This window comes from Pseudomonas fluorescens (assembly GCF_002837185.1).
Taxonomy (GTDB): domain Bacteria; phylum Pseudomonadota; class Gammaproteobacteria; order Pseudomonadales; family Pseudomonadaceae; genus Aquipseudomonas; species Aquipseudomonas fluorescens_AM.
Window position 1 is genome coordinate 116,010 of record NZ_KZ477995.1, and the last position, 19,036, is coordinate 135,045.

Genomic DNA, 19,036 nt, shown 5'->3' on the forward strand with positions numbered 1-19,036 from the left:
GTCGACCCATGCGCCGGGAGCACGGTTTATACTCCCGCCGCTCGGCTTCCCAGCTAGCCATCTTATTGATTCAGGGTAGATTCATGCGTAACGATGCTAAAGACGATTTCGACAACGTTCCCAGCCTGCGGGCAGACCCGGGGGACGATGATGATTTCGTGCCGACTGCCGCCACTTCGGTGCGCTCGCGCACCACGCCCGTGGTCCAGGTTAAAAGGGCCAGTACCGGCCCGTTGTGGGCGATGGTCGGCGCGTTGCTGATCGCCTTTGCCGGCCTTGCCTGGTGGAGCTTCCAGCAGATTTCCCTGATGGGCCAGCAATTGGTCGCCACCCAGGAAAGCTTTGCGCGTATCAGCGAAGAAGCGGCGGGGCGCCTGCAGGATATTTCCGGCAAGGTCGTGGCCAGCGAGGCCAATGTGAACAACGGCAGCGAAGCCCTGAAAGTGCAGATCAAGCAGCTGGAAACCCAGTTGCTTGAGCAGGGCAAGCAACAAGTGGGCGTAGCCGGCCAGGCCACCGAGCTGGACCAGCGTCTGGCACAGATGAGCGCCAGCACCACCGAACTGACGAATGCGAATGCCAGCTTACAGGGCCAGGTCCAGGCCCTGACCGATGCCGTCGCCACGCTCAAGGCGGCACAGGGCGAGATCAAGGACCTGGCCACTGATGTGGCGGCCTTGAAGAAACAAGGCAATCCGACTGCCGCCATCGCCCGACTCGAGCAGGACCTGCTGGTGCTCAAGAGTGCGCAGGAAAACCAGCCCGCCACCACGGATGCGCCGACCAATAAGGAGTTCGACGTATTCCGCATCCAGACCACGCGCAATATCACGACGTTGCAGAGCCAGGTGCAGAATCTGAACCAGCGCCTCAATGCGCCGGCGACGGCTACACCGCTGGGTCAATGATCTGAGCTATGGGCTGTGAACGAGATCCAAATGTGGGAGGGGGCTTGCCCCCGAAAGCGGTAAGTCAGTCAATATTGTGGTGACTGAAACACCGCAATCGGGGGCAAGCCCCCTCCCACATTTGAACCTGTATCAGTCAGGGAAATCGCGGTTGCTCGCAGCTTTGTCACCGCCCGGTGACATTTCTTGTCCCCTTCGTTACTTGCCACTCCCACGCCCTTGTTTAGACTCCGGTCACCCCACAAAAAACAACAAGGGCCCCCCATGACCACGCAACCGCTGCCTGCCAGCAGCTGGCTGAACGCACCTGCCCATTACGCCTGGCTCGCGGCCGAAGGCCAGCGCCTTTTGACCTTTGCCAAGGCTTCGCGCTTGCCGGACGGCTTCGGCAATCTGGATGACAAGGGCCAATTGCCGGCCGACGCGCGCGCCGAAACCATGAACACCGCCCGCATGACTCACAGCTTCGCCATGGCCCACGCCATGGGTTTGCCTGGCTACGCTGATTGGGTGGCGCACGGTGTGGCGGCCCTGAGCGGCCCGTTGCACGATAGCGAACACGGTGGCTGGTTCGCCGCGCCTGATGCCCTTGATGGCAATACCGGCAAGGCCGCTTACCTGCATGCCTTCGTGGCCCTGGCCGCGAGCTCTGCCGTGGTGGCTGGTGTACCCGGCGCGCAAAGCCTGTTGAACGATGCGGTGCATATCATCGACCAGTTCTTCTGGAGTGAGGAGGAGGGCGCGATGCTCGAATCCTTCGCCCGGGACTGGAGCGGCGTCGAAGCCTATCGCGGTGCCAACAGCAACATGCACGCCACCGAAGCGTTCCTCGCCCTCGCCGATGTCACGGGCGACACACGCTGGCTGGATCGCGCATTGCGTATCGTCGAACGTGTCATCCATGCCCACGCCGCGGGTAACCGCTTCATGGTGATCGAGCACTTCGACGCCCAGTGGAATCCGTTGCTCGGTTACAACGAAGACAACCCGGCCGACGGTTTCCGTCCCTATGGCATCACCCCCGGCCATGGCTTCGAATGGGCACGGCTGGTACTGCACCTGGAAGCGGCGCGCGAGCAGGCCGGGTTGGTCACACCGGACTGGTTGGTGACCGATGCCCAAGGGCTGTTTGCCAGTGCCTGTGACTATGCCTGGGCCGTGGATGGCGCGCCGGGCATTGTCTACACCCTGGACTGGAACCAGCGCCCGGTTGTCCGCGAACGCCTGCACTGGACCCATGCCGAAGCTAGCGCCGCTGCCCAGGCGCTGCTCAAGCGCACCGGCCAGTTGCATTACGAAACCTGGTATCGGCGGTTCTGGGAGTTCTGCGAAACCCACTTCATCGACCGACGCCACGGCAGTTGGCACCACGAACTCAGCCCGCATAACCAACCCAGCAACAGGATCTGGGGTGGCAAGCCGGACCTGTACCATGCGTGGCAAGCCGTGTTGCTGCCTGCGTTACCCTTGGCACCCAGCCTGGCCAGCGCATTGGGCAGCGGACGTTATGTCACCAGCTGGTGACATTTGTGCGTCCCTTTGTTACCTGCGTCGGGAAAATCCCTGTTTAAACTCCGTGCAGCGCAAGCTCTAGACTTGCATGCATAACAACAAGAAAAGGTACTCAGATGAACGCGATTAATCGCCTCGCCGTTGCTATTTCCATTGCCTCGTTGTTTCCCCTCAGTGCATTTGCCGCCGACTCCAAAGGTACGGTTGAAGTGGTGCATTGGTGGACCTCGGGCGGTGAAAAAGCGGCTGTGGATGTGCTGAAGGCCCAAGTTGAGAAAGACGGCTTCACCTGGAAAGACGGTGCGGTCGCAGGTGGCGGTGGCGCCACTGCCATGACCGTACTGAAAAGCCGCGCGGTTGCCGGCAATCCGCCAGGTGTTGCCCAGATCAAAGGCCCCGACATCCAGGAATGGGCGTCCACCGGCCTGCTCGACACCGACGTGCTCAAAGACGTCGCCAAAGAAGAAAAATGGGACTCCCTGCTCGACAAGAAAGTCTCCGACACCGTGAAGTACGACGGTGACTACGTTGCCGTTCCGGTCAACATCCACCGCGTGAACTGGCTGTGGATCAACCCGGAAGTCTTCAAGAAAGCCGGCATCACCAAGAACCCGACCACCCTCGAAGAATTCTATGCCGCCGGCGACAAGCTGAAAGCGGCGGGTTTCATCGCGCTCGCTCACGGCGGCCAGCCTTGGCAGGACAGCACCGTGTTCGAAGCGGTGGTGCTTTCGGTGATGGGGGCCGATGGCTACAAGAAAGCCCTGGTCGACCTGGATAACGCTGCGCTGACCGGCCCGGAAATGGTCAAGTCGCTGACTGAGCTGAAAAAGGTCGCGACCTATATGGACGTTGACGGCAAAGGTCAGGACTGGAACCTGGAGGCCGGTAAAGTCATCAACGGCAAGGCCGGCATGCAGATCATGGGTGACTGGGCCAAGTCCGAATGGACCGCCGCCAAGAAAGTCGCTGGCAAGGACTACGAATGCGTAGCCTTCCCGGGCACCGACAAGGCCTTCACCTACAACATCGACTCCCTGGCGGTGTTCAAGCAGAAAGACAAAGGCACCGCTGCCGGTCAGCAGGACATTGCCAAGGTCGTGCTGGGTGAAAACTTCCAGAAAGTCTTCAGCATCAACAAGGGCTCGATCCCGGTTCGTACCGACATGCTCAATGAAATGGACAAGCTCGGCTTCGACTCCTGCGCCCAGACCGCCGCCAAGGACTTCCTGGCCGACGCCAAGACCGGTGGCCTGCAGCCAAGCATGGCGCACAACATGGCCACCACCCTGGCGGTGCAAGGTGCGTTCTTTGACGTGGTGACCAACTACATCAACGACCCGAAAGCCGACCCGGCCGACACCGCCAAGAAGTTGGGCGCTGCGATCAAATCGGCCAAATAAGCTGCAAGCTACAAGCTGCAAGCTGCAAGCTACAAGCTACAAGCTACAAGCTGCAAGCGGGCGCGGTTGTCTTGACGCTTGCAGCTTGCAGCTGCCCTCAGTCTTTTATTGGATTTTCCCATGAGTTCTGTTGCTGTGTTCAGCAAGGCCTCGCCGTTCGATGCACTGCAGCGCTGGCTCCCCAAACTGGTGCTGGCGCCGAGCATGTTCATCGTGCTGGTGGGCTTTTACGGCTACATCCTGTGGACGTTCGTGCTGTCGTTCACCACCTCCACGTTCCTGCCCAGCTACAAGTGGGCGGGCCTGGCTCAATACGAACGGTTGTTCGACAACGACCGTTGGTGGGTGGCGAGCAAGAACCTGGCAATGTTCGGCGGCATGTTCATCGGTATCACCTTGGTGATCGGCGTGACGCTGGCGATTTTCCTCGACCAGAAAATCCGCCGCGAAGGTTTCATTCGCACGATCTACCTGTACCCGATGGCGCTCTCGATGATCGTCACCGGTACCGCGTGGAAATGGCTGCTCAACCCGGGCATGGGCCTGGACAAATTATTGCGCGACTGGGGCTGGGAAGGCTTCCGTCTCGACTGGCTGATCGACCCCGACCGCGTGGTGTACTGCCTGGTGATCGCCGCTGTGTGGCAAGCCTCGGGCTTTATCATGGCGATGTTCCTCGCCGGCTTGCGCGGTGTTGATCAATCGATCATCCGCGCCGCACAGATCGACGGCGCGAGCCTGCCGCGCATCTACTGGAGCGTGGTGCTGCCAAGCCTGCGCCCGGTGTTCTTCAGTGCGGTGATGATCCTGGCGCACATTGCGATCAAGAGCTTCGACCTGGTGGCGGCGATGACGGCCGGCGGCCCGGGCTATTCGTCCGACCTGCCCGCAATGTTCATGTACTCGTTCACCTTCAGTCGCGGCCAGATGGGCATGGGCTCGGCCAGTGCAATCCTGATGCTCGGTGCGATCCTCGCGATCATTGTGCCGTACCTGTATTCCGAGCTGAGGACCAAGCGTAATGACTAGTCTCGCCGCTAAACCTGCCATCAGCCTGAGTCGTATCGCGATCTACGCGGTGCTGATCCTCGCGGTGCTGCTGTACCTGGTGCCGCTGGTGGTGATGCTGCTCACCAGTTTCAAAACCCCGGAAGACATCAGCACCGGCAACCTGCTGAGCTGGCCGACCGTGGTCAGCGGCATCGGCTGGGTCAAGGCCTGGGACACCGTGGACGGCTACTTCTGGAACTCGATCAAGATCACCGTGCCGGCTGTACTGATCTCCACGGCCATCGGCGCGTTGAACGGCTACGTGCTGTCGTTCTGGCGCTTCCGTGGTTCGCAGCTGTTCTTCGGCCTGCTGCTGTTCGGCTGCTTCCTGCCGTTCCAGACGGTGCTGCTGCCGGCCTCGTTTACCCTCGGCAAGATGGGCCTGGCCAGTACCACCACCGGCCTCGTATTTGTGCATGTGGTCTACGGCCTGGCGTTCACCACACTGTTCTTCCGTAACTACTACGTGAGCATTCCGGATGCGCTGATCAAGGCGGCCCGCCTGGACGGCGCCGGGTTCTTCACCATCTTCCGTCAGATCATTCTGCCGATGTCGACGCCGATCATCATGGTCTGCCTGATCTGGCAGTTCACCCAGATCTGGAACGACTTCCTGTTCGGTGTGGTGTTCTCCAGCGGCGACTCCCAGCCCATCACGGTGGCGCTGAACAACCTGGTCAACACCAGCACCGGGGCCAAGGAATATAACGTGGATATGGCGGCGGCGATGATCGCCGGCCTGCCGACCCTGCTGGTCTATGTGATCGCAGGCAAGTATTTCGTGCGCGGCCTCACGGCCGGCGCGGTCAAGGGGTAATCATGGCTACGCTTGAACTTCGCAATGTAAACAAGACCTATGGCGCCGGCCTGCCCGACACCTTGAAGAACATCGAACTGTCGATCAAGGAAGGCGAGTTCCTGATCCTGGTCGGCCCTTCGGGTTGCGGCAAGTCCACCTTGATGAACTGCATCGCCGGCCTTGAGACCATCTCCGGCGGCGCGATCATGATCGGTGATCAGGATGTGAGCGGCATGAGCCCCAAGGACCGTGACATCGCCATGGTGTTCCAGTCCTACGCGCTGTACCCGACCATGAGCGTGCGCGAGAACATCGAGTTCGGCCTGAAGATTCGCAAGATGCCCCAGGCTGACATCGACGCCGAAGTGGCGCGCGTGGCCAAGCTGCTGCAGATCGAGCACCTGCTCAACCGCAAGCCTGGCCAGCTGTCCGGCGGCCAGCAACAGCGCGTGGCCATGGGCCGGGCGCTGGCGCGTCGGCCGAAGATCTACCTGTTCGACGAGCCGCTGTCGAACCTCGACGCCAAGCTGCGCGTCGAGATGCGCACCGAAATGAAGCTGATGCACCAGCGCCTGAAAACCACCACCGTCTACGTGACCCACGACCAGATCGAAGCGATGACCCTGGGCGACAAAGTGGCGGTGATGAAGGACGGGATCATCCAGCAATTCGGCACGCCGAAAGAAATTTACAACGACCCTGCCAACCTATTTGTGGCAAGCTTTATCGGTTCACCACCGATGAACTTCGTTCCCATGCGCCTAAAACGCCAGGACGGTGGTCTGGTGGCAGTGCTCGACAGCGGCCAGGCCCGTTGCGAGTTGGCGCTGGGCATGAACGACGCAGGTCTGGAAGACCGCGATGTGATCCTGGGCCTGCGGCCGGAGCAGATCGTGCTGGCGGCGGGCGAGGGCAACGGCGCGTCGAGCATTCGTGCCGAAGTCCAGGTGACCGAGCCGACCGGCCCGGACACCCTGGTGTTCGTGCAGCTCAACGACACCAAGGTCTGCTGCCGTTTGGCGCCGGACGTGGCACCGCAGGTAGGCGAGACCCTGACCCTGCAATTCGACCCGGCCAAGGTGTTGCTGTTCGACGCCAAGACCGGTGAGCGATTGGGCACCGCCGCTGCATCGCCGGCACAGGGGCATGCCGGCAACGTAACCCGCTTCAAGGGCCGTTAAGCAACATAACTGATTGTTTTAATTAAAAAATGTAACCCGCGTTAGATAAAAACAGTTTAATAACAATAAAGACGAGGATGTAGGGATGAAAAAGCAACACAACAACACTCGGCTGTTCTGCCAACTGTCAGCAGCAGCAGCCCTTGTATTGTCCGCCAATGCGATGGCGGCCGATGCGTTCAGCGCCGATTCCAAGTGGATGACCGGCGATTGGGGCGGCGAGCGTACCAAGCTGATCGAGCAAGGTATCGACATCAAGGCCGATTACGTAGGGGAAATGGGCTACAACGCCCACGGTGGCTACAACGACGACAAGACCGGTCGTTACTCCGACCAGTTCGGTCTGGGCGTGGCACTGGACCTGCAAAAGCTGTGGGGCTGGGATAACACCCAGGCCAAGATCCAGTTTACCAACCGTAATGGCCAGAACATCTCCAATGACCGTATTGGCGACCCGCGTGCCGGCACCTTGAGCTCGTCGCAGGAAGTGTATGGCCGTGGCCACATGGTGCGCCTGACCCAGTTCTGGGTTCAGCACCAGATGTTCGACAACAAACTCGACGTGAAACTCGGCTACTTCGGTGAAGGCGAAGACTTCAACACCTTCCCGTGCGACTTCCAGAACCTGTCGTTCTGTGGCTCCCAGGTCGGTAACTACGTAAACACCTGGTACAACTGGCCGGTCGCCCAGGCCGCCATCCGCGTGAAGTACAACATCACGCCTGAGCTGTATGCGCAAATCGGCGCCTATAACCAGAACCCGTCGCAACTGGAGCACGGCAACGGCTTCAAACTCAGCGGCAGTGGTACCAAAGGCACCGTGATTCCGGTGGAATTGGTCTGGTCGCCGAAGGTCAACAACCTGCCGGGCGAATACCGCGTGGGTTACTACAAAAGCGCGGCCGATGCTCCGGATGTACGTGAAGACGTCAACGGCAACGATGCGGTCCTCACTGGCGCAAACTTGCGTACCCGCAGCAGCAAAAAAGGCTACTGGTTCGTTGCCCAACAGCAACTCACCACCCACAACGGCGACGCTTCGCGCGGCTTGAACATCGCGGCCAACGCGACCTTCCACGACAAGGAAACCAACCTGGTCGACAACTACCAGTCGTTGATGCTGGTGTACAAGGGCCCATTCGACGCGCGTCCAAAAGATGACGTCGGCATTGGCGTCGCTCGCCTGCACGTCAACGATGACGTGAAGAAGAACTCGCAGCTGCTCAATGCCGCCAATGGCATCAGCGACTACGACAATCCGCTGTACACGCCGATTCGCGAGACCGAGTACAACGTCGAACTGAACTACGGTTTCCACGTCACCAACTGGCTGACCGTGCGTCCTAACCTGCAATACGTTGTCCAGCCAGGTGGCGTGGACAAAGTCGACAACGCGCTGGTAGCGGGCCTGAAGATTCAGTCTACGTTCTAACGCTGTTGCGATAAGCTCCTTCTCTCTGTGCGCATTTTGCGGGTAGCCATGGCTATCCGCTTTTTTTTGAGTGGCACCGTGATATTCAGGACCTGTGCACATGCATGAGCAACCGCTGCAACGCTTTTTCAAGTCCCTGCGCGAGCGTCCGGTGTTCGCCTGGGAGCGCTTTCAGATGCGCGATGTGTTGGTGATCGACCACCCGCTGTGCCAGGCGGTATTCAGTCGCCAAGGCGCGCAATTGCTGCACTTTCAGCCCACCGGCCAGAAACCCTGGCTGTGGTGTGCGGCCAAATGGCCGCAAGTCGGCGCGATCCGCGGCGGCGTGCCGGTATGCTGGCCCTGGTATGGCCGTCACCCCAGCGAAAACGCATGGCCGTCCCACGGCTGGGCGCGCTTGATCGACTGGAAACTGCTCGACAGCAGTACCGATGACGAGGGCGTGCGTCTGCATTGGCAGTTGCAGTTGTGTGACTGGCAGGTGGACCTGCACGCGCAGTTGGGCGACACCCTGGAACTGCGCCTGAGCACTGAGCATCAGGACGAGCTGCCGTGCCAGTTGAGCCATGCGTTGCACGCTTATTGGCGTATCGGTCACGTTGACGAGGTAGCGCTGTCTGGGCTTGACGGCGCGCAGGGTTATGACCAGCTCAATCGTCAGGTTTGCCAGCAGGAAGGCGAGTTGCGGGTCGATGGTGGATGCCAGCGGGTGTTCCAGCATGAGGGCGAATTGCAGCTCAAGGACCATGCCTGGCAGCGTGAACTGTGCATCGATACCGGCGACAGCGCCGACACGGTGGTGTGGCATCCGGGCAGCCGGCCGTTGCTGGGTGTCAGTTTCAATGAGGCATCGGGGTTTGTGTGTGTGGAGTCGGCGATGGCCGGTGCGAGCCTGGCGCCGGGGGAGCGCGCGCATTTGAGCTTGCAGGCCAGGGCTGGGGCCTAGCTGTGTGGCTGATGGCTTCATCGGGGGCAAGCCCCGTCCCACTTTTGAATGGGTTCACAAATCAAAATGTGGGAGGGGGCTTGCCCCCGATGAGGCCGTTGAAGCCCACACACCTACCGGCTTAGTTGAACTCATCCCCCACCGGATACCGGCTGTCATTCAAGCTCTCTTTGATCTTGCGCAAGTGTGGCTGGAAATCCACGCCACGGCGCAATGTCATGCCGGTCGCCAGCACATCCAGGACCGTCAGCTGAATGATCCGCGACGTCATCGGCATGTAGATATCGGTGTCTTCCGGCAGCGGAATGTTCAGGCTCACGGTACTGGCCTTGGCCAGCGGTGAGTTCTCGGCCGTCACCCCCAGCACCGACGCGCCGTTTTCCCGCGCGATACGCGCCACTTCCACCAACTCACGGGTACGCCCGGTGTAGGAAATGATCACGAACAACTCACCGGTGTGGGCGACCGAGGCGATCATGCGTTGCATCAGCACGTCGGCGTGGGCGGTCACCGCCAGGTTGAAACGGAAAAATTTGTGCAGCGCGTCCATCGCCACCGGCGCCGAGGCGCCCAGGCCGAAAAAGTGGATCTGCCGCGCCTGGATCAACAAATCCACGGCCTTGCTGATCAGGGCCGGGTCCAGGGCCTGGCAGGCGCTGTCCAGGGATGCAATGGCGCTGCCAAAGATCTTCTGGGTGTAGGCCTCGGGGTTATCATCGGCTTCCACGGCGCGGCTGACATACGCTGCGCCACTGGCCAGACTTTGCGCCAGCTGCAATTTAAGTTCAGGGTAGCCGCTGACACCGAACGAACGGCAGAAACGGTTGACCGTCGGTTCACTGACCGAGGCGGCCTGGGCAAGGGCGGCGATCGAGAAGCGGGTGGCCTGCTGCGGGTTGAGCAGGATGACCTCGGCGACTTTTTTCTCGGCCTTGTTCAATTCTTCGAGGCGGTTCCGGATCTGTTCCAGAAGATTTCGCACGCGGTCCATTCAGTCTTTCCTTCGGGCGACGATGCAAATAAAAAGGCGGTAACCAATCGATGAGTGGCATTTCGCGGTGGCCTATCCTACTGAGGGTAGCCGAACACCACCACTCGCAATGCGTATTTGCGGAAAATGTTGTGGTTATTACTACATTTTTCCTTGAGTGATGCCTTGAAAAAAGGTATTTGTAGCTTAACTTGATAAAAGAACAAACATCATGCCTTCGATAACCGTAGAACCCTGCACCTTTGCCCTGTTTGGCGCCTTGGGTGATCTGGCGCTGCGCAAGTTATTTCCTGCCCTCTATCAACTCGATGGTGCCGGCCTGCTGCACGATGACACACGTATCCTGGCCCTGGCCCGCGAAGCCGGGTCCGAGCAGCAGCACCTGGCCCATATCGAAAAAGAACTGCGCAAATACGTCGGCAAGGAACTCGACGAAGCCGTGGCCCAGCGTTTCCTGGCGCGCCTGGCTTATGTGCATGTCGACTTCATGAAGGCCGACGACTACGTCGGCCTTGCCGAGAAGGTCGGTGGCGAACAGCGTCTGATCGCCTACTTCGCCACTCCGGCCGCCGTGTATGGCGCGATCTGTGAGAACCTGTCCAAGGTCGGCCTGGCGGAAAACACCCGCGTGGTGCTGGAAAAACCGATTGGTTCGGACCTGGAATCCTCGCGCAAGGTCAACGACGCCGTGGCGCAGTTCTTCCCGGAAAATCGCACCTATCGCATTGACCACTACCTGGGCAAAGAGACGGTGCAGAACCTGATCGCCCTGCGTTTCGCCAACAGCCTGTTCGAAACCCAGTGGAACCAGAACTACATTTCCCACGTGGAAATCACCGTGGCCGAGCAGGTCGGCATCGAAGGCCGTTGGGGCTACTTCGACAAGGCCGGCCAACTGCGCGACATGATCCAGAACCACCTGCTGCAGTTGCTGTGCCTGATCGCCATGGACCCGCCGGCCGACCTGTCCGCCGACAGCATCCGTGACGAGAAGGTCAAGGTGCTCAAGGCCCTGGCGCCGATCAGCCCGGAAGGCCTGACCACCCAGGTGGTGCGCGGCCAGTACATCGCCGGCTACAGCGCCGGTAAAGCCGTGCCGGGGTACCTGGAAGAAGAGAACTCCAACACCCAGAGCGACACCGAGACCTTTGTTGCCCTGCGCGCCGATATCCGTAACTGGCGTTGGGCCGGGGTGCCGTTCTATCTGCGTACCGGCAAGCGCATGCCGCAAAAGCTGTCGCAGATTGTCATCCACTTCAAGGAACCGTCCCACTATATTTTCGCCCCCGAGCAGCGCTTGCAGATCAGCAACAAGCTGATCATCCGCCTGCAGCCGGACGAAGGTATTTCCTTGCGCGTGATGACCAAGGAGCAGGGCCTGGACAAGGGCATGCAACTGCGCAGCGGTCCGCTGCAACTGAATTTTTCCGACACTTATCGCAGCGCACGCATCCCCGATGCCTACGAGCGCTTGCTGTTGGAAGTGATGCGCGGCAATCAGAACCTGTTTGTTCGCAAAGATGAAATCGAAGCCGCGTGGAAGTGGTGTGACCAGTTGATCGCCGGGTGGAAGAAATCCGGCGATGCGCCCAAGCCGTACGCGGCGGGTTCCTGGGGGCCGATGAGCTCGATTGCACTGATCACGCGGGATGGGAGGTCGTGGTATGGCGATATCTGAATTGAAACTGCCTCAGGGCGTCACTGCCCATGAGTACCGCACGCCCGTGCTATTGGCGGACGGTCTGGCCAATGACGTGGCCGAACAATTGCGCACGGCCATCAGCGCCCGTGGTGAGGCGACGTTGGTCGTGTCCGGTGGCCGCAGCCCCGTGGCGTTCTTCCAGAACCTGGCTAGACAGGTCCTGGACTGGTCCAAGGTCACCATCACCCTGGCCGATGAGCGCTGGGTGCCGGTGGAGCACGCTGACAGCAATGCCGGCTTGCTCAAGCAGCACCTGTTGCAAGGCCCGGCGGCCGAGGCCAGGTTTCTCAGCCTGTACAGCGCTGCCGCCAACCTCGAAGACGCCGCCGAGCAGGCCGATCGCCTGCTGGCCGAGTTGCCGGCCATCGATGTGCTGGTGCTGGGCATGGGCGATGACGGCCACACCGCATCGCTGTTTCCCAACAGCCCGAACCTTGCCCAAGCGTTGCAGGCCGACGGTACCCGCCGTTGCTGGCCGATGCTGGCGCCGACCGTGCCGCACCAGCGCCTGACCCTGAGTCGCGCATTGCTGGCGACGGCCCAGTACACCGTGCTGTCGATTTCCGGCAGCTCGAAATTGACCACCTTGAGCGCCGCGCTGGCGGGTGACGACGTCGCCGCCATGCCGATTCGCGCGTTTTTGCAACCTACATTAGAGATTTACTGGTGCCCATGAGCCAAGGATCAGCCGCTATGAAAAGCCCTCAACCGACCGTGTCCATGGCGGATAAAGTTGCCCTGATCGACAGCCTCTGCGCCAAGGCGCGGATCCTGCCGGTGATCACCATCGCCCGCGAACAGGACATCCTGCCGCTGGCCGATGCCCTGGCAGCCGGTGGCCTGACCGCATTGGAAGTGACCCTGCGTTCCGAGTTCGGCCTCAAGGCCATTCAGGTGCTGCGCGAGCAGCGCCCTGAACTGTGCACCGGTGCCGGCACTGTGCTGGACCGTCATATGCTCGAAGCGGCCGAAGTGGCCGGCTCGCAATTTATCGTCACCCCCGGCATCACCCGCGACCTGCTGGAAGCCTCGGTGCACAGCCCGATCCCGCTGCTGCCCGGCATCAGCAATGCCTCCGGCATCATGGAAGGCTATGGCCTGGGTTATCGCCGCTTCAAGCTGTTCCCGGCCGAGGTCAGCGGCGGTGTGGCTGCGATCAAGGCCTTGGGTGGCCCGTTCGGTGAAGTGAAATTCTGCCCGACCGGTGGCGTCGGCCCGGCTAACATCAAAAGCTACATGGCGTTGAAAAACGTGATGTGCGTGGGCGGTAGCTGGATGCTTGATCCTGAGTGGGTCAGGAACGGCGACTGGGCACGCATCCAGGAAGTCACCGCCGAGGCGCTGGCGCTGCTGGATTGATCTGATTTATCGAATCGTTGTTGCTGTGCTTAACGGCATTTTTGCGGTGCACTTGGTCGGTGTACCGCTTTTTTTTGCCTGTAGAAATCAAGATCACCACAAAAACAATGTGGGAGGGGGCTTGCCCCCGATGGCGGTGTATCAGTCACCCAGTATATTGACTGAACCACTGCCATCGGGGGCAAGCCCCCTCCCACATTTAATCTCTGCTCAGTTCGGTAATAGCGTTGACCAGCATGCCGATGTCTTGCGCCGACGTCACCAACCCCGGTGTCACCCGGATACAGGTGCCAAACGCGGCGCCTGTGCGTGTGGTAGTAAATAACCCGTAGTCCTTGAGCAATCTGTCGACCATCACCTGCTGATCGCGCCCAATGAACTTGAACGCAGTAATCGCGCAATACAGCCTCGGGTCATCCGGCGTCAGCACCTCAATCCCCGGCAACCCGCGCACCTGGCTCACCCACAGGTCCCGCAGATAGTTGACCCGTGCACCTTTGGCCGCCGCGCCACCCAGTTGCCGATGCTCTTCAAGCACCATTGGCAAGCTCATCAACGCCGGAAAGTTCGGTGTGCTGTAGGACGTACGTGCCCGCACATCCGTGGCGGGGTAGTGGAATTCGCCCATGTCCGGGTCGATATCCGGCAGGCGTTCGGGGGCAATGTAGAGAAAGCCCAGGGTCAGCGGCGCGCCGATCCATTTGTGCAGGTTGAAACCGGCGAACTGAATACCCAGTTCGGCAAGGTTGAAATCGATCTGGCCCAGGGCGTGGGCGCCGTCGAGGATCACGTCGACCCCTTGTTCACGCGCGGCCCTGGCAATCGCCGCCACCGGCATGACCAGGCCGGTACGGTGGGTGACATGGGTCAGCGCCATCAACTTCAGGCGCGGGTATTGATTGAAGGTATCGCGATAAGTCTGCAACAGGCTGTCGAAACTGGCCGGGTGTGTATGGGAGATTTCGATCACTTCGACACCGCGCACACCGGCCAGCCAGCGCATCGCACCTTTGACCGTGTCGTACTCCAGATCACTGATCAGCACCTGATCGCCCGGTTGCAGGCGGTTGTAGTTGCGGATCAGCGACTGCAAGGCTTCGGTGGCGTTGCGGGTGAAGGCCACCGAGTCGGGATCTGCATTGATCAACGCGGCCAGTTGGCGGCGAATCTCGATATTTTCCCCTTGTTCGAAGCGCTGACGCACATACACCGAGTTGCTCCGGTTGATAAACGCCACGTGTTCCAGGTACTGCGCCTGGACTGCACGGCTCATGCGCCCGAAGTAGCCGTTTTCCAGATTGATCGGGCCCGGCTCCAGTTCGTAGCGCTGGGCGATGGCCTGCCAGTGAGGTTCGTTGTTCGCATTCCTTGGCATGGCGTGGCTCTCGGTTAATTAGTGGCGAGGGGCGGGTTTACCGTGTTTGACGCGTAACGGTTCGAGCAATTCGGCCAGGCCGTTGTGGTCGATTTCCTGCATCAGTGCCAGCAAGCCGCCCAGTTCTCCGTGGGGAAATCCCTCGCGAGCGAACCAGTTCAGATAAGGGCCGGGCAGGTCGGCGATGATCCGGCCTTTGTATTTGCCAAAAGGCATTTGGCGGGTAATCAGCAATTCGAGTTTTTCGGGGTTCATGGTGTTGAGCCGTGAAGGCGGGGTCTTCGAAAATACAGGCATTCTGCATGAAGGCCAAATGACAGATCATGCAAATAACATACATACAGATGGTTCAATTATTCGTAAGTTATTGAATTATAAGACAAAAGTAGTTTTTTAAAACCTGGCACGGGGGCTGCAATCATTAAGGCAACCTTCCTCAATCCACACAAGGAATTGAAAAATGACTGACATCAACAAAGAATCGATCTCTGTACTCAACGACCTGATCGAAACCAGCATCGATGGCCAGAAAGGTTTCCAAGAGTGCGCAGAAGACATCAAGCATCCTGAACTCAAAGCACTGTTCACCAAGCGCTCCGCCGACTGCGCCACTGCTGCTGCCGAGCTGAAAACTGCAGTACGTGCCCTGGGTGGCGATCCGGAAGATTCCGGCAGCATGGCCGGTGCCCTGCATCGCGGTTGGGTTGACGTGAAGTCCATGGTGACCGGCAAGGACGAAGAGTCCGTGCTCAACGAAGCCGAGCGCGGTGAAGATCACGCTCTGAAGGCTTACCGTGAAGCGATCGAGAAGATCAACAAGCACAACCTGCTGGGTATTCGTGATCTGGTTGAACGTCAGTATCACGGCGTGCAGCGTAACCACGATCAGGTGAAAGCCCTGCGTAACCAGGCACGTGCTCAGTCTTGATTTGAGCGCTGTACGGTTGCATGCGCGTTGACTGATAGCTAACGCGTAAAAAAATCCGAGGTCCCCTTTGGGCCTCGGATTTTTTTCGCCTGCACGCAGCGCCGCCAGCCTTCAAGGCTCAAGAGATACCACGTTGTCAGGTTTTGATAAGCGTGACCTCGGCGCTTGCGGCTCAGCTCCTGTGTTTTTTATAGGCGTACACGGGGTGGAAGTCTTTGGAGATCTGGTCGATTGGCGAGGGAAGCGTGGCGGTGCTGATGGGTTTGAGCCGAAACTTGTTCCTGATTTGAAACATTTCCCTCTCCTTGTCATCCGGTGCAAATAAAAACACCATGCCCTCAATGTCGAGCACTCGGCCTATTTCATCCGCAACGCGTTCGGTAATAGGCGCCCCCATCAAGGTAATGATTTTAACTTGCTCGCAGGCGAGGGGAAAATCAGGATCATCGTAAGTAGCGACCGGCATGATATTCGGGATTGCACTGTGGCGGTTGACGCCATTGGAAACGGGCTGACGGTATAAATTCAGATTAACGGCCGCGTCGAAACCGGATATCAAGGTACCTGCGTGGATGCGTCCTTCTCCCCAGACATCGAGTAGAGGCACGGTTCGGTTAATAATTTGATAATGCTGGAAGGCGTATGACAGGGAGTGGTCATTATTTCGATAGAAGCAATAAAGCAGCCCTTCGTATTCTACCAGGCACGGACTGTTTGAGATGCCGTCCTTCACGATAATCTTGTCAGGGCACCACGTTCCATTATCCAGATAGTTGACGCAGAGACTGGTGTGTTCGGACTTTACGGTACGTGCGCTGAAGAGGCTGTCGTTGTAAACATAAAGGGAAGGGCTTTCCGAAACATTGGCAGACAGGCTCATTTCGTGAGACCACTGTATACCGTCGAATTTAATGCACCAGGCAGTTTTGGTACTTGCCTTGTGATAGGCGCAGTAGAGTTCGCCCTTGTACACGGCAAGGGTGGGTGATTCAGTTATCTCAAGGTTGCGGATATGCTGATCCTGGTCCCAGTCGGTGCCATTGAATGTCGAATACCACAGGGTGCCACGGTCTTCCTCCCAGCCTTGATGGAAGCAATATAATTTATCCTGATAAACCGCCAGGGAGGGGGAGGTCAAGATGCCTTTCTTCGTGGTAATGACGTTTGACCAGGTGTCTCCGTCAAAGGTCGTGTACGTTAACTTTTGCGAGTCGCCACCGGGCCGAAACGCGCAATAGATTTTATTGTCGTACACCGCTACTGCAGGCGTACCGGTGACATAGATATGGGGGATGGTGTGTTTGGCAGTGTTTTTCAGTTGGCCCGAGGGCATACGCTGGAAGATCAGGTAATCCACTTTGCCGTTGTCGATACTGCCGTAATGTTGAATAAATACATACAGGTCGCCTTTGAAGACCACCGCGCTGATACTGGCCGACGATCTGTCCGGCAGGTGTGTACCGCTGAACCAAGTTCCCGATTCCTTGAACGTGTTGTTTTCATAAACCACATTGTCGAGTGGGTTCTTCATTGTATAGTTTCCTGGCGTGTTCTAGATACGTTGTCAGTCGTACAGTGGAGACGGCGACTGAATAGGCAACCGGCAATACATATTGAAAGCCTGTTGATTTTTATCGAACGTACAGGACCGGGCCAGTCCGTATTGCGGGCGCTGGACGTGGGACAACGCCCTGTTCACTGAGGGTCGTTGCGTGGGGATTACCCGCGGGCAAGTGTATGTGTACTAGGTTAGTTGCACGGTATGAATAAGACGGGTGTAAAGCAGGTGCCGGACGTGAAGTCCGGGGTTATCGATCAGGACGGCCAATGGAAGGCCGTCCCTTACCCGATGCCATGGGTCAGCCAATGCTGATCGGCGGCAGTTCGGTCAGCGTCACAACCTGCTGCTTACGCGGCGCAAGGATCTCCGCTTCGCCATCCACTACCAGTTCATCACGCTGGTTGAACACGCGAGTGGCAATGCGTACGCGAAACTTCGGCAGCTTCTCCAGGATTTCCAGGCGTACCGTCAGGGTGTCGCCGATTTTGACCGGCTTCTGAAAGCTCATCTGCTGGCCGATATAAATCGTGCCCGGCCCAGGCAGTTCGCAGGCAACGGCCGCACTGATCAGCGCACCGCTGAACATGCCGTGGGCGATACGCTCCTTGAACATGGTTGCCTTGGCATAGTCGGCGTCCAGGTGCACCGGGTTGTGATCGCCGGACATGGCGGCGAACAACTGGATATCGCGCTCTTCGACAGTCTTGCTGAAGCTGGCGGTCTGGCCGACTTCAAGGGCCTCATAGGGGGTGTTGGTTACCTGGGTCATCTAAACGTGCATCCTGTGGCTAATCGGGAATTTAATCGGCTGATTTTAAACGCAAAGTCATTCGCAGCGGGTGGGCCTGCGCAATGTCAGGGCGTACTCGAGCCACGTCAGTACATCCGCGGTGACGTCGTCGCGGTTGGTTTCGTTGAACACTTCATGACGCGCCTGCGGATAGATCGTCAATTGCAGGTGCTGGCAGCCGGCCTCACGCAGGGCGTGGGCCAGGCTCTTGAGACGCTTGCCTTCACTCACCGGATCACATTCACCGCCGATTATCAGAATCGGCAGGCCCGGGTCGATCTGCGCGAGGTTGGACGCTTTGCCGATGTGCTGCAAGCCGCCGAGCAGGTCGACCCACAGTTGATTGGTGCAGCGAAAACCGCAGAGCGGGTCATGGATGTACGTGTCGACTTCAACCGGGTCGCGGCTGAGCCAGTCGAAGGCGGTGCGATTGGGTTTGAACGCTTTGTTGAATGAACCGAACGAGAGGAAGTCAATCAACGCACTGCGCCCGCGCAGGCCCTGGCGTGCGCGTTCGATACGTGCAATCAGCCGCGCTGCGCGATACAGCGCCACCGGCTGGAAATTCGAACCGCTCAGAATCGCGCCGTGCAAGCTGGCGCTGTGATGCAGCATGTACGCCTGGGCGATATAGCTGCCCATGCTGTGGCCCAGCAAGATGATCGGCAGCCCCGGATGCTGCTGGCCGATGTGCTGATTGAGGCTGGCCAGATCGCCCACGACCTTGTTCCAGCCATCGTTATCGGCATAAAGCCCCAGGGTGCCCTCGTCGGCGGTGCGGCCATGCCCGCGTTGGTCCAGCGCATATACACCATAGCCGGCGCCGCACACTGCCTGGGCCAGGCGTGCATAGCGGCCGCTGTGCTCGGCCATGCCGTGGGACAGCATCACCAGGGCCTTGGGCGGAACGTCAGGCATCCATTGATTGACGTACAGGCGGCTGTGGTCGTTCGCGGTCAGCCAGAAAGTGCTGTGGTTCATGGCGGTTCCTTTGCTCAGGGTCGTTGCAGTGTATAGCTCATCTGCCCGAGGGCGGGGTATCTGCCTACGCCTCAGCAACAAGATTCATACAATCAATGACACAGTTCAGCGTATTTGC

At 59.1% G+C, this 19,036-nt stretch carries 18 protein-coding genes; 12 read left to right on the plus strand and 6 right to left on the minus strand.

Annotation, left to right across the window (positions count from 1 at the left end; all coding sequences use genetic code 11):
- Positions 1–83: 83 nt before the first annotated feature.
- The 8 genes from CIB54_RS12900 (at position 84) to CIB54_RS12935 (ending at position 9,231) form a co-directional block, all read left to right on the plus strand.
- The gene (locus CIB54_RS12900; protein ID WP_101219962.1) at positions 84–908 is read left to right on the plus strand and encodes an ATPase; all 825 of its coding nucleotides are present in this window, start codon (positions 84–86) and stop codon (positions 906–908) included.
- A gap of 264 nt (positions 909–1,172) precedes the next feature.
- Positions 1,173–2,432 carry a D-mannose isomerase gene (locus tag CIB54_RS12905; RefSeq protein WP_101219963.1) on the plus strand — a complete coding sequence of 420 codons (1,260 nt, stop codon included), beginning with the start codon at positions 1,173–1,175 and terminating at the stop codon, positions 2,430–2,432.
- A gap of 104 nt (positions 2,433–2,536) precedes the next feature.
- Entirely contained in the window at positions 2,537–3,823 is a 1,287-nt protein-coding gene (locus tag CIB54_RS12910) for an ABC transporter substrate-binding protein (protein ID WP_065949391.1), read from the plus strand.
- Positions 3,824–3,943: 120 nt separating this feature from the next.
- A complete protein-coding gene (locus CIB54_RS12915) occupies positions 3,944–4,852 on the plus strand; it encodes a carbohydrate ABC transporter permease (RefSeq protein WP_065949392.1) in 909 nt (302 codons plus the stop codon).
- Positions 4,845–5,690: a carbohydrate ABC transporter permease gene (locus tag CIB54_RS12920; protein WP_065949393.1), complete on the plus strand. Its 846-nt coding sequence runs from the start codon at positions 4,845–4,847 to the stop codon at positions 5,688–5,690. Before CIB54_RS12915 ends, CIB54_RS12920 begins: the two co-directional genes overlap by 8 nt.
- Positions 5,691–5,692: 2 nt before the next feature.
- Positions 5,693–6,853 (plus strand): ABC transporter ATP-binding protein, encoded by a 1,161-nt coding sequence (locus CIB54_RS12925; RefSeq protein WP_065949394.1) that lies wholly within the window; start codon positions 5,693–5,695, stop codon positions 6,851–6,853.
- Between the two features lie 85 nt (positions 6,854–6,938).
- Positions 6,939–8,285: a carbohydrate porin gene (locus CIB54_RS12930; RefSeq protein ID WP_065949395.1), complete on the plus strand. Its 1,347-nt coding sequence runs from the start codon at positions 6,939–6,941 to the stop codon at positions 8,283–8,285.
- Between the two features lie 100 nt (positions 8,286–8,385).
- Positions 8,386–9,231, plus strand: coding sequence for a D-hexose-6-phosphate mutarotase (locus tag CIB54_RS12935; protein WP_065949396.1), 846 nt, complete (start codon positions 8,386–8,388; stop codon positions 9,229–9,231).
- Between the two features lie 121 nt (positions 9,232–9,352).
- Here CIB54_RS12935 and CIB54_RS12940 read toward each other — a convergent pair whose 3' ends face one another.
- Positions 9,353–10,213, minus strand: coding sequence for a MurR/RpiR family transcriptional regulator (locus CIB54_RS12940; RefSeq protein ID WP_170039859.1), 861 nt, complete (start codon positions 10,211–10,213; stop codon positions 9,353–9,355).
- 220 nt (positions 10,214–10,433) lie between these two features.
- Between CIB54_RS12940 and zwf the strand changes: the two genes are divergently transcribed.
- The 3 genes from zwf to CIB54_RS12955 are packed head-to-tail and all read left to right on the plus strand — an operon-like array spanning position 10,434 to position 13,283.
- On the plus strand, positions 10,434–11,900 hold the full coding sequence (gene zwf / locus CIB54_RS12945) for a glucose-6-phosphate dehydrogenase (RefSeq protein ID WP_065949397.1): 1,467 nt from the start codon (positions 10,434–10,436) through the stop codon (positions 11,898–11,900).
- Positions 11,887–12,600 (plus strand): 6-phosphogluconolactonase, encoded by a 714-nt coding sequence (gene pgl / locus CIB54_RS12950; RefSeq protein WP_101219964.1) that lies wholly within the window; start codon positions 11,887–11,889, stop codon positions 12,598–12,600. The genes zwf and pgl overlap by 14 nt, the downstream gene beginning before the upstream one ends.
- Positions 12,601–12,617: 17 nt before the next feature.
- Positions 12,618–13,283: a bifunctional 4-hydroxy-2-oxoglutarate aldolase/2-dehydro-3-deoxy-phosphogluconate aldolase gene (locus CIB54_RS12955; RefSeq protein ID WP_065949399.1), complete on the plus strand. Its 666-nt coding sequence runs from the start codon at positions 12,618–12,620 to the stop codon at positions 13,281–13,283.
- A gap of 199 nt (positions 13,284–13,482) precedes the next feature.
- Here CIB54_RS12955 and CIB54_RS12960 read toward each other — a convergent pair whose 3' ends face one another.
- Both CIB54_RS12960 and CIB54_RS12965 read right to left on the minus strand, forming a co-directional pair.
- The gene (locus CIB54_RS12960; RefSeq protein WP_101219965.1) at positions 13,483–14,658 is read right to left on the minus strand and encodes an aminotransferase class V-fold PLP-dependent enzyme; all 1,176 of its coding nucleotides are present in this window, start codon (positions 14,656–14,658) and stop codon (positions 13,483–13,485) included.
- An 18-nt stretch (positions 14,659–14,676) separates the two neighbouring features.
- Positions 14,677–14,913 carry a DUF3820 family protein gene (locus CIB54_RS12965; protein ID WP_065887770.1) on the minus strand — a complete coding sequence of 79 codons (237 nt, stop codon included), beginning with the start codon at positions 14,911–14,913 and terminating at the stop codon, positions 14,677–14,679.
- 205 nt (positions 14,914–15,118) lie between these two features.
- Between CIB54_RS12965 and CIB54_RS12970 the strand changes: the two genes are divergently transcribed.
- Positions 15,119–15,586 carry a ferritin-like domain-containing protein gene (locus CIB54_RS12970; protein ID WP_065949401.1) on the plus strand — a complete coding sequence of 156 codons (468 nt, stop codon included), beginning with the start codon at positions 15,119–15,121 and terminating at the stop codon, positions 15,584–15,586.
- A gap of 172 nt (positions 15,587–15,758) precedes the next feature.
- Here the strand turns inward: CIB54_RS12970 and CIB54_RS12975 are convergent, their stop codons facing one another.
- The 3 genes from CIB54_RS12975 to CIB54_RS12985 form a co-directional block, all read right to left on the minus strand.
- Entirely contained in the window at positions 15,759–17,117 is a 1,359-nt protein-coding gene (locus tag CIB54_RS12975) for a sialidase family protein (RefSeq protein ID WP_101219966.1), read from the minus strand.
- 328 nt (positions 17,118–17,445) lie between these two features.
- Positions 17,446–17,916: a MaoC family dehydratase gene (locus CIB54_RS12980; protein WP_065949403.1), complete on the minus strand. Its 471-nt coding sequence runs from the start codon at positions 17,914–17,916 to the stop codon at positions 17,446–17,448.
- A gap of 57 nt (positions 17,917–17,973) precedes the next feature.
- Positions 17,974–18,918 (minus strand): alpha/beta hydrolase, encoded by a 945-nt coding sequence (locus tag CIB54_RS12985; protein WP_065949404.1) that lies wholly within the window; start codon positions 18,916–18,918, stop codon positions 17,974–17,976.
- Positions 18,919–19,036: the final 118 nt, after the last annotated feature.

What these genes read in the sequence shown, in the direction of transcription:
- zwf (WP_065949397.1), top strand. Translation starts at nt 10,434, where the DNA reads ATGCCTTCGATAACCGTAGAACCCTGCACCTTTGCCCTGTTTGGCGCC.
- CIB54_RS12925 (WP_065949394.1), top strand. Translation starts at nt 5,693, where the DNA reads ATGGCTACGCTTGAACTTCGCAATGTAAACAAGACCTATGGCGCCGGC.
- CIB54_RS12920 (WP_065949393.1), top strand. Translation starts at nt 4,845, where the DNA reads ATGACTAGTCTCGCCGCTAAACCTGCCATCAGCCTGAGTCGTATCGCG.
- CIB54_RS12985 (WP_065949404.1), bottom strand. Translation starts at nt 18,918, where the DNA reads ATGAACCACAGCACTTTCTGGCTGACCGCGAACGACCACAGCCGCCTG.
- CIB54_RS12955 (WP_065949399.1), top strand. Translation starts at nt 12,618, where the DNA reads ATGAAAAGCCCTCAACCGACCGTGTCCATGGCGGATAAAGTTGCCCTG.
- CIB54_RS12935 (WP_065949396.1), top strand. Translation starts at nt 8,386, where the DNA reads ATGCATGAGCAACCGCTGCAACGCTTTTTCAAGTCCCTGCGCGAGCGT.
- CIB54_RS12905 (WP_101219963.1), top strand. Translation starts at nt 1,173, where the DNA reads ATGACCACGCAACCGCTGCCTGCCAGCAGCTGGCTGAACGCACCTGCC.
- CIB54_RS12980 (WP_065949403.1), bottom strand. Translation starts at nt 17,916, where the DNA reads ATGACCCAGGTAACCAACACCCCCTATGAGGCCCTTGAAGTCGGCCAG.
- CIB54_RS12915 (WP_065949392.1), top strand. Translation starts at nt 3,944, where the DNA reads ATGAGTTCTGTTGCTGTGTTCAGCAAGGCCTCGCCGTTCGATGCACTG.
- CIB54_RS12965 (WP_065887770.1), bottom strand. Translation starts at nt 14,913, where the DNA reads ATGAACCCCGAAAAACTCGAATTGCTGATTACCCGCCAAATGCCTTTT.
- CIB54_RS12910 (WP_065949391.1), top strand. Translation starts at nt 2,537, where the DNA reads ATGAACGCGATTAATCGCCTCGCCGTTGCTATTTCCATTGCCTCGTTG.
- CIB54_RS12930 (WP_065949395.1), top strand. Translation starts at nt 6,939, where the DNA reads ATGAAAAAGCAACACAACAACACTCGGCTGTTCTGCCAACTGTCAGCA.
- CIB54_RS12900 (WP_101219962.1), top strand. Translation starts at nt 84, where the DNA reads ATGCGTAACGATGCTAAAGACGATTTCGACAACGTTCCCAGCCTGCGG.
- CIB54_RS12975 (WP_101219966.1), bottom strand. Translation starts at nt 17,117, where the DNA reads ATGAAGAACCCACTCGACAATGTGGTTTATGAAAACAACACGTTCAAG.
- CIB54_RS12960 (WP_101219965.1), bottom strand. Translation starts at nt 14,658, where the DNA reads ATGCCAAGGAATGCGAACAACGAACCTCACTGGCAGGCCATCGCCCAG.
- CIB54_RS12970 (WP_065949401.1), top strand. Translation starts at nt 15,119, where the DNA reads ATGACTGACATCAACAAAGAATCGATCTCTGTACTCAACGACCTGATC.
- pgl (WP_101219964.1), top strand. Translation starts at nt 11,887, where the DNA reads ATGGCGATATCTGAATTGAAACTGCCTCAGGGCGTCACTGCCCATGAG.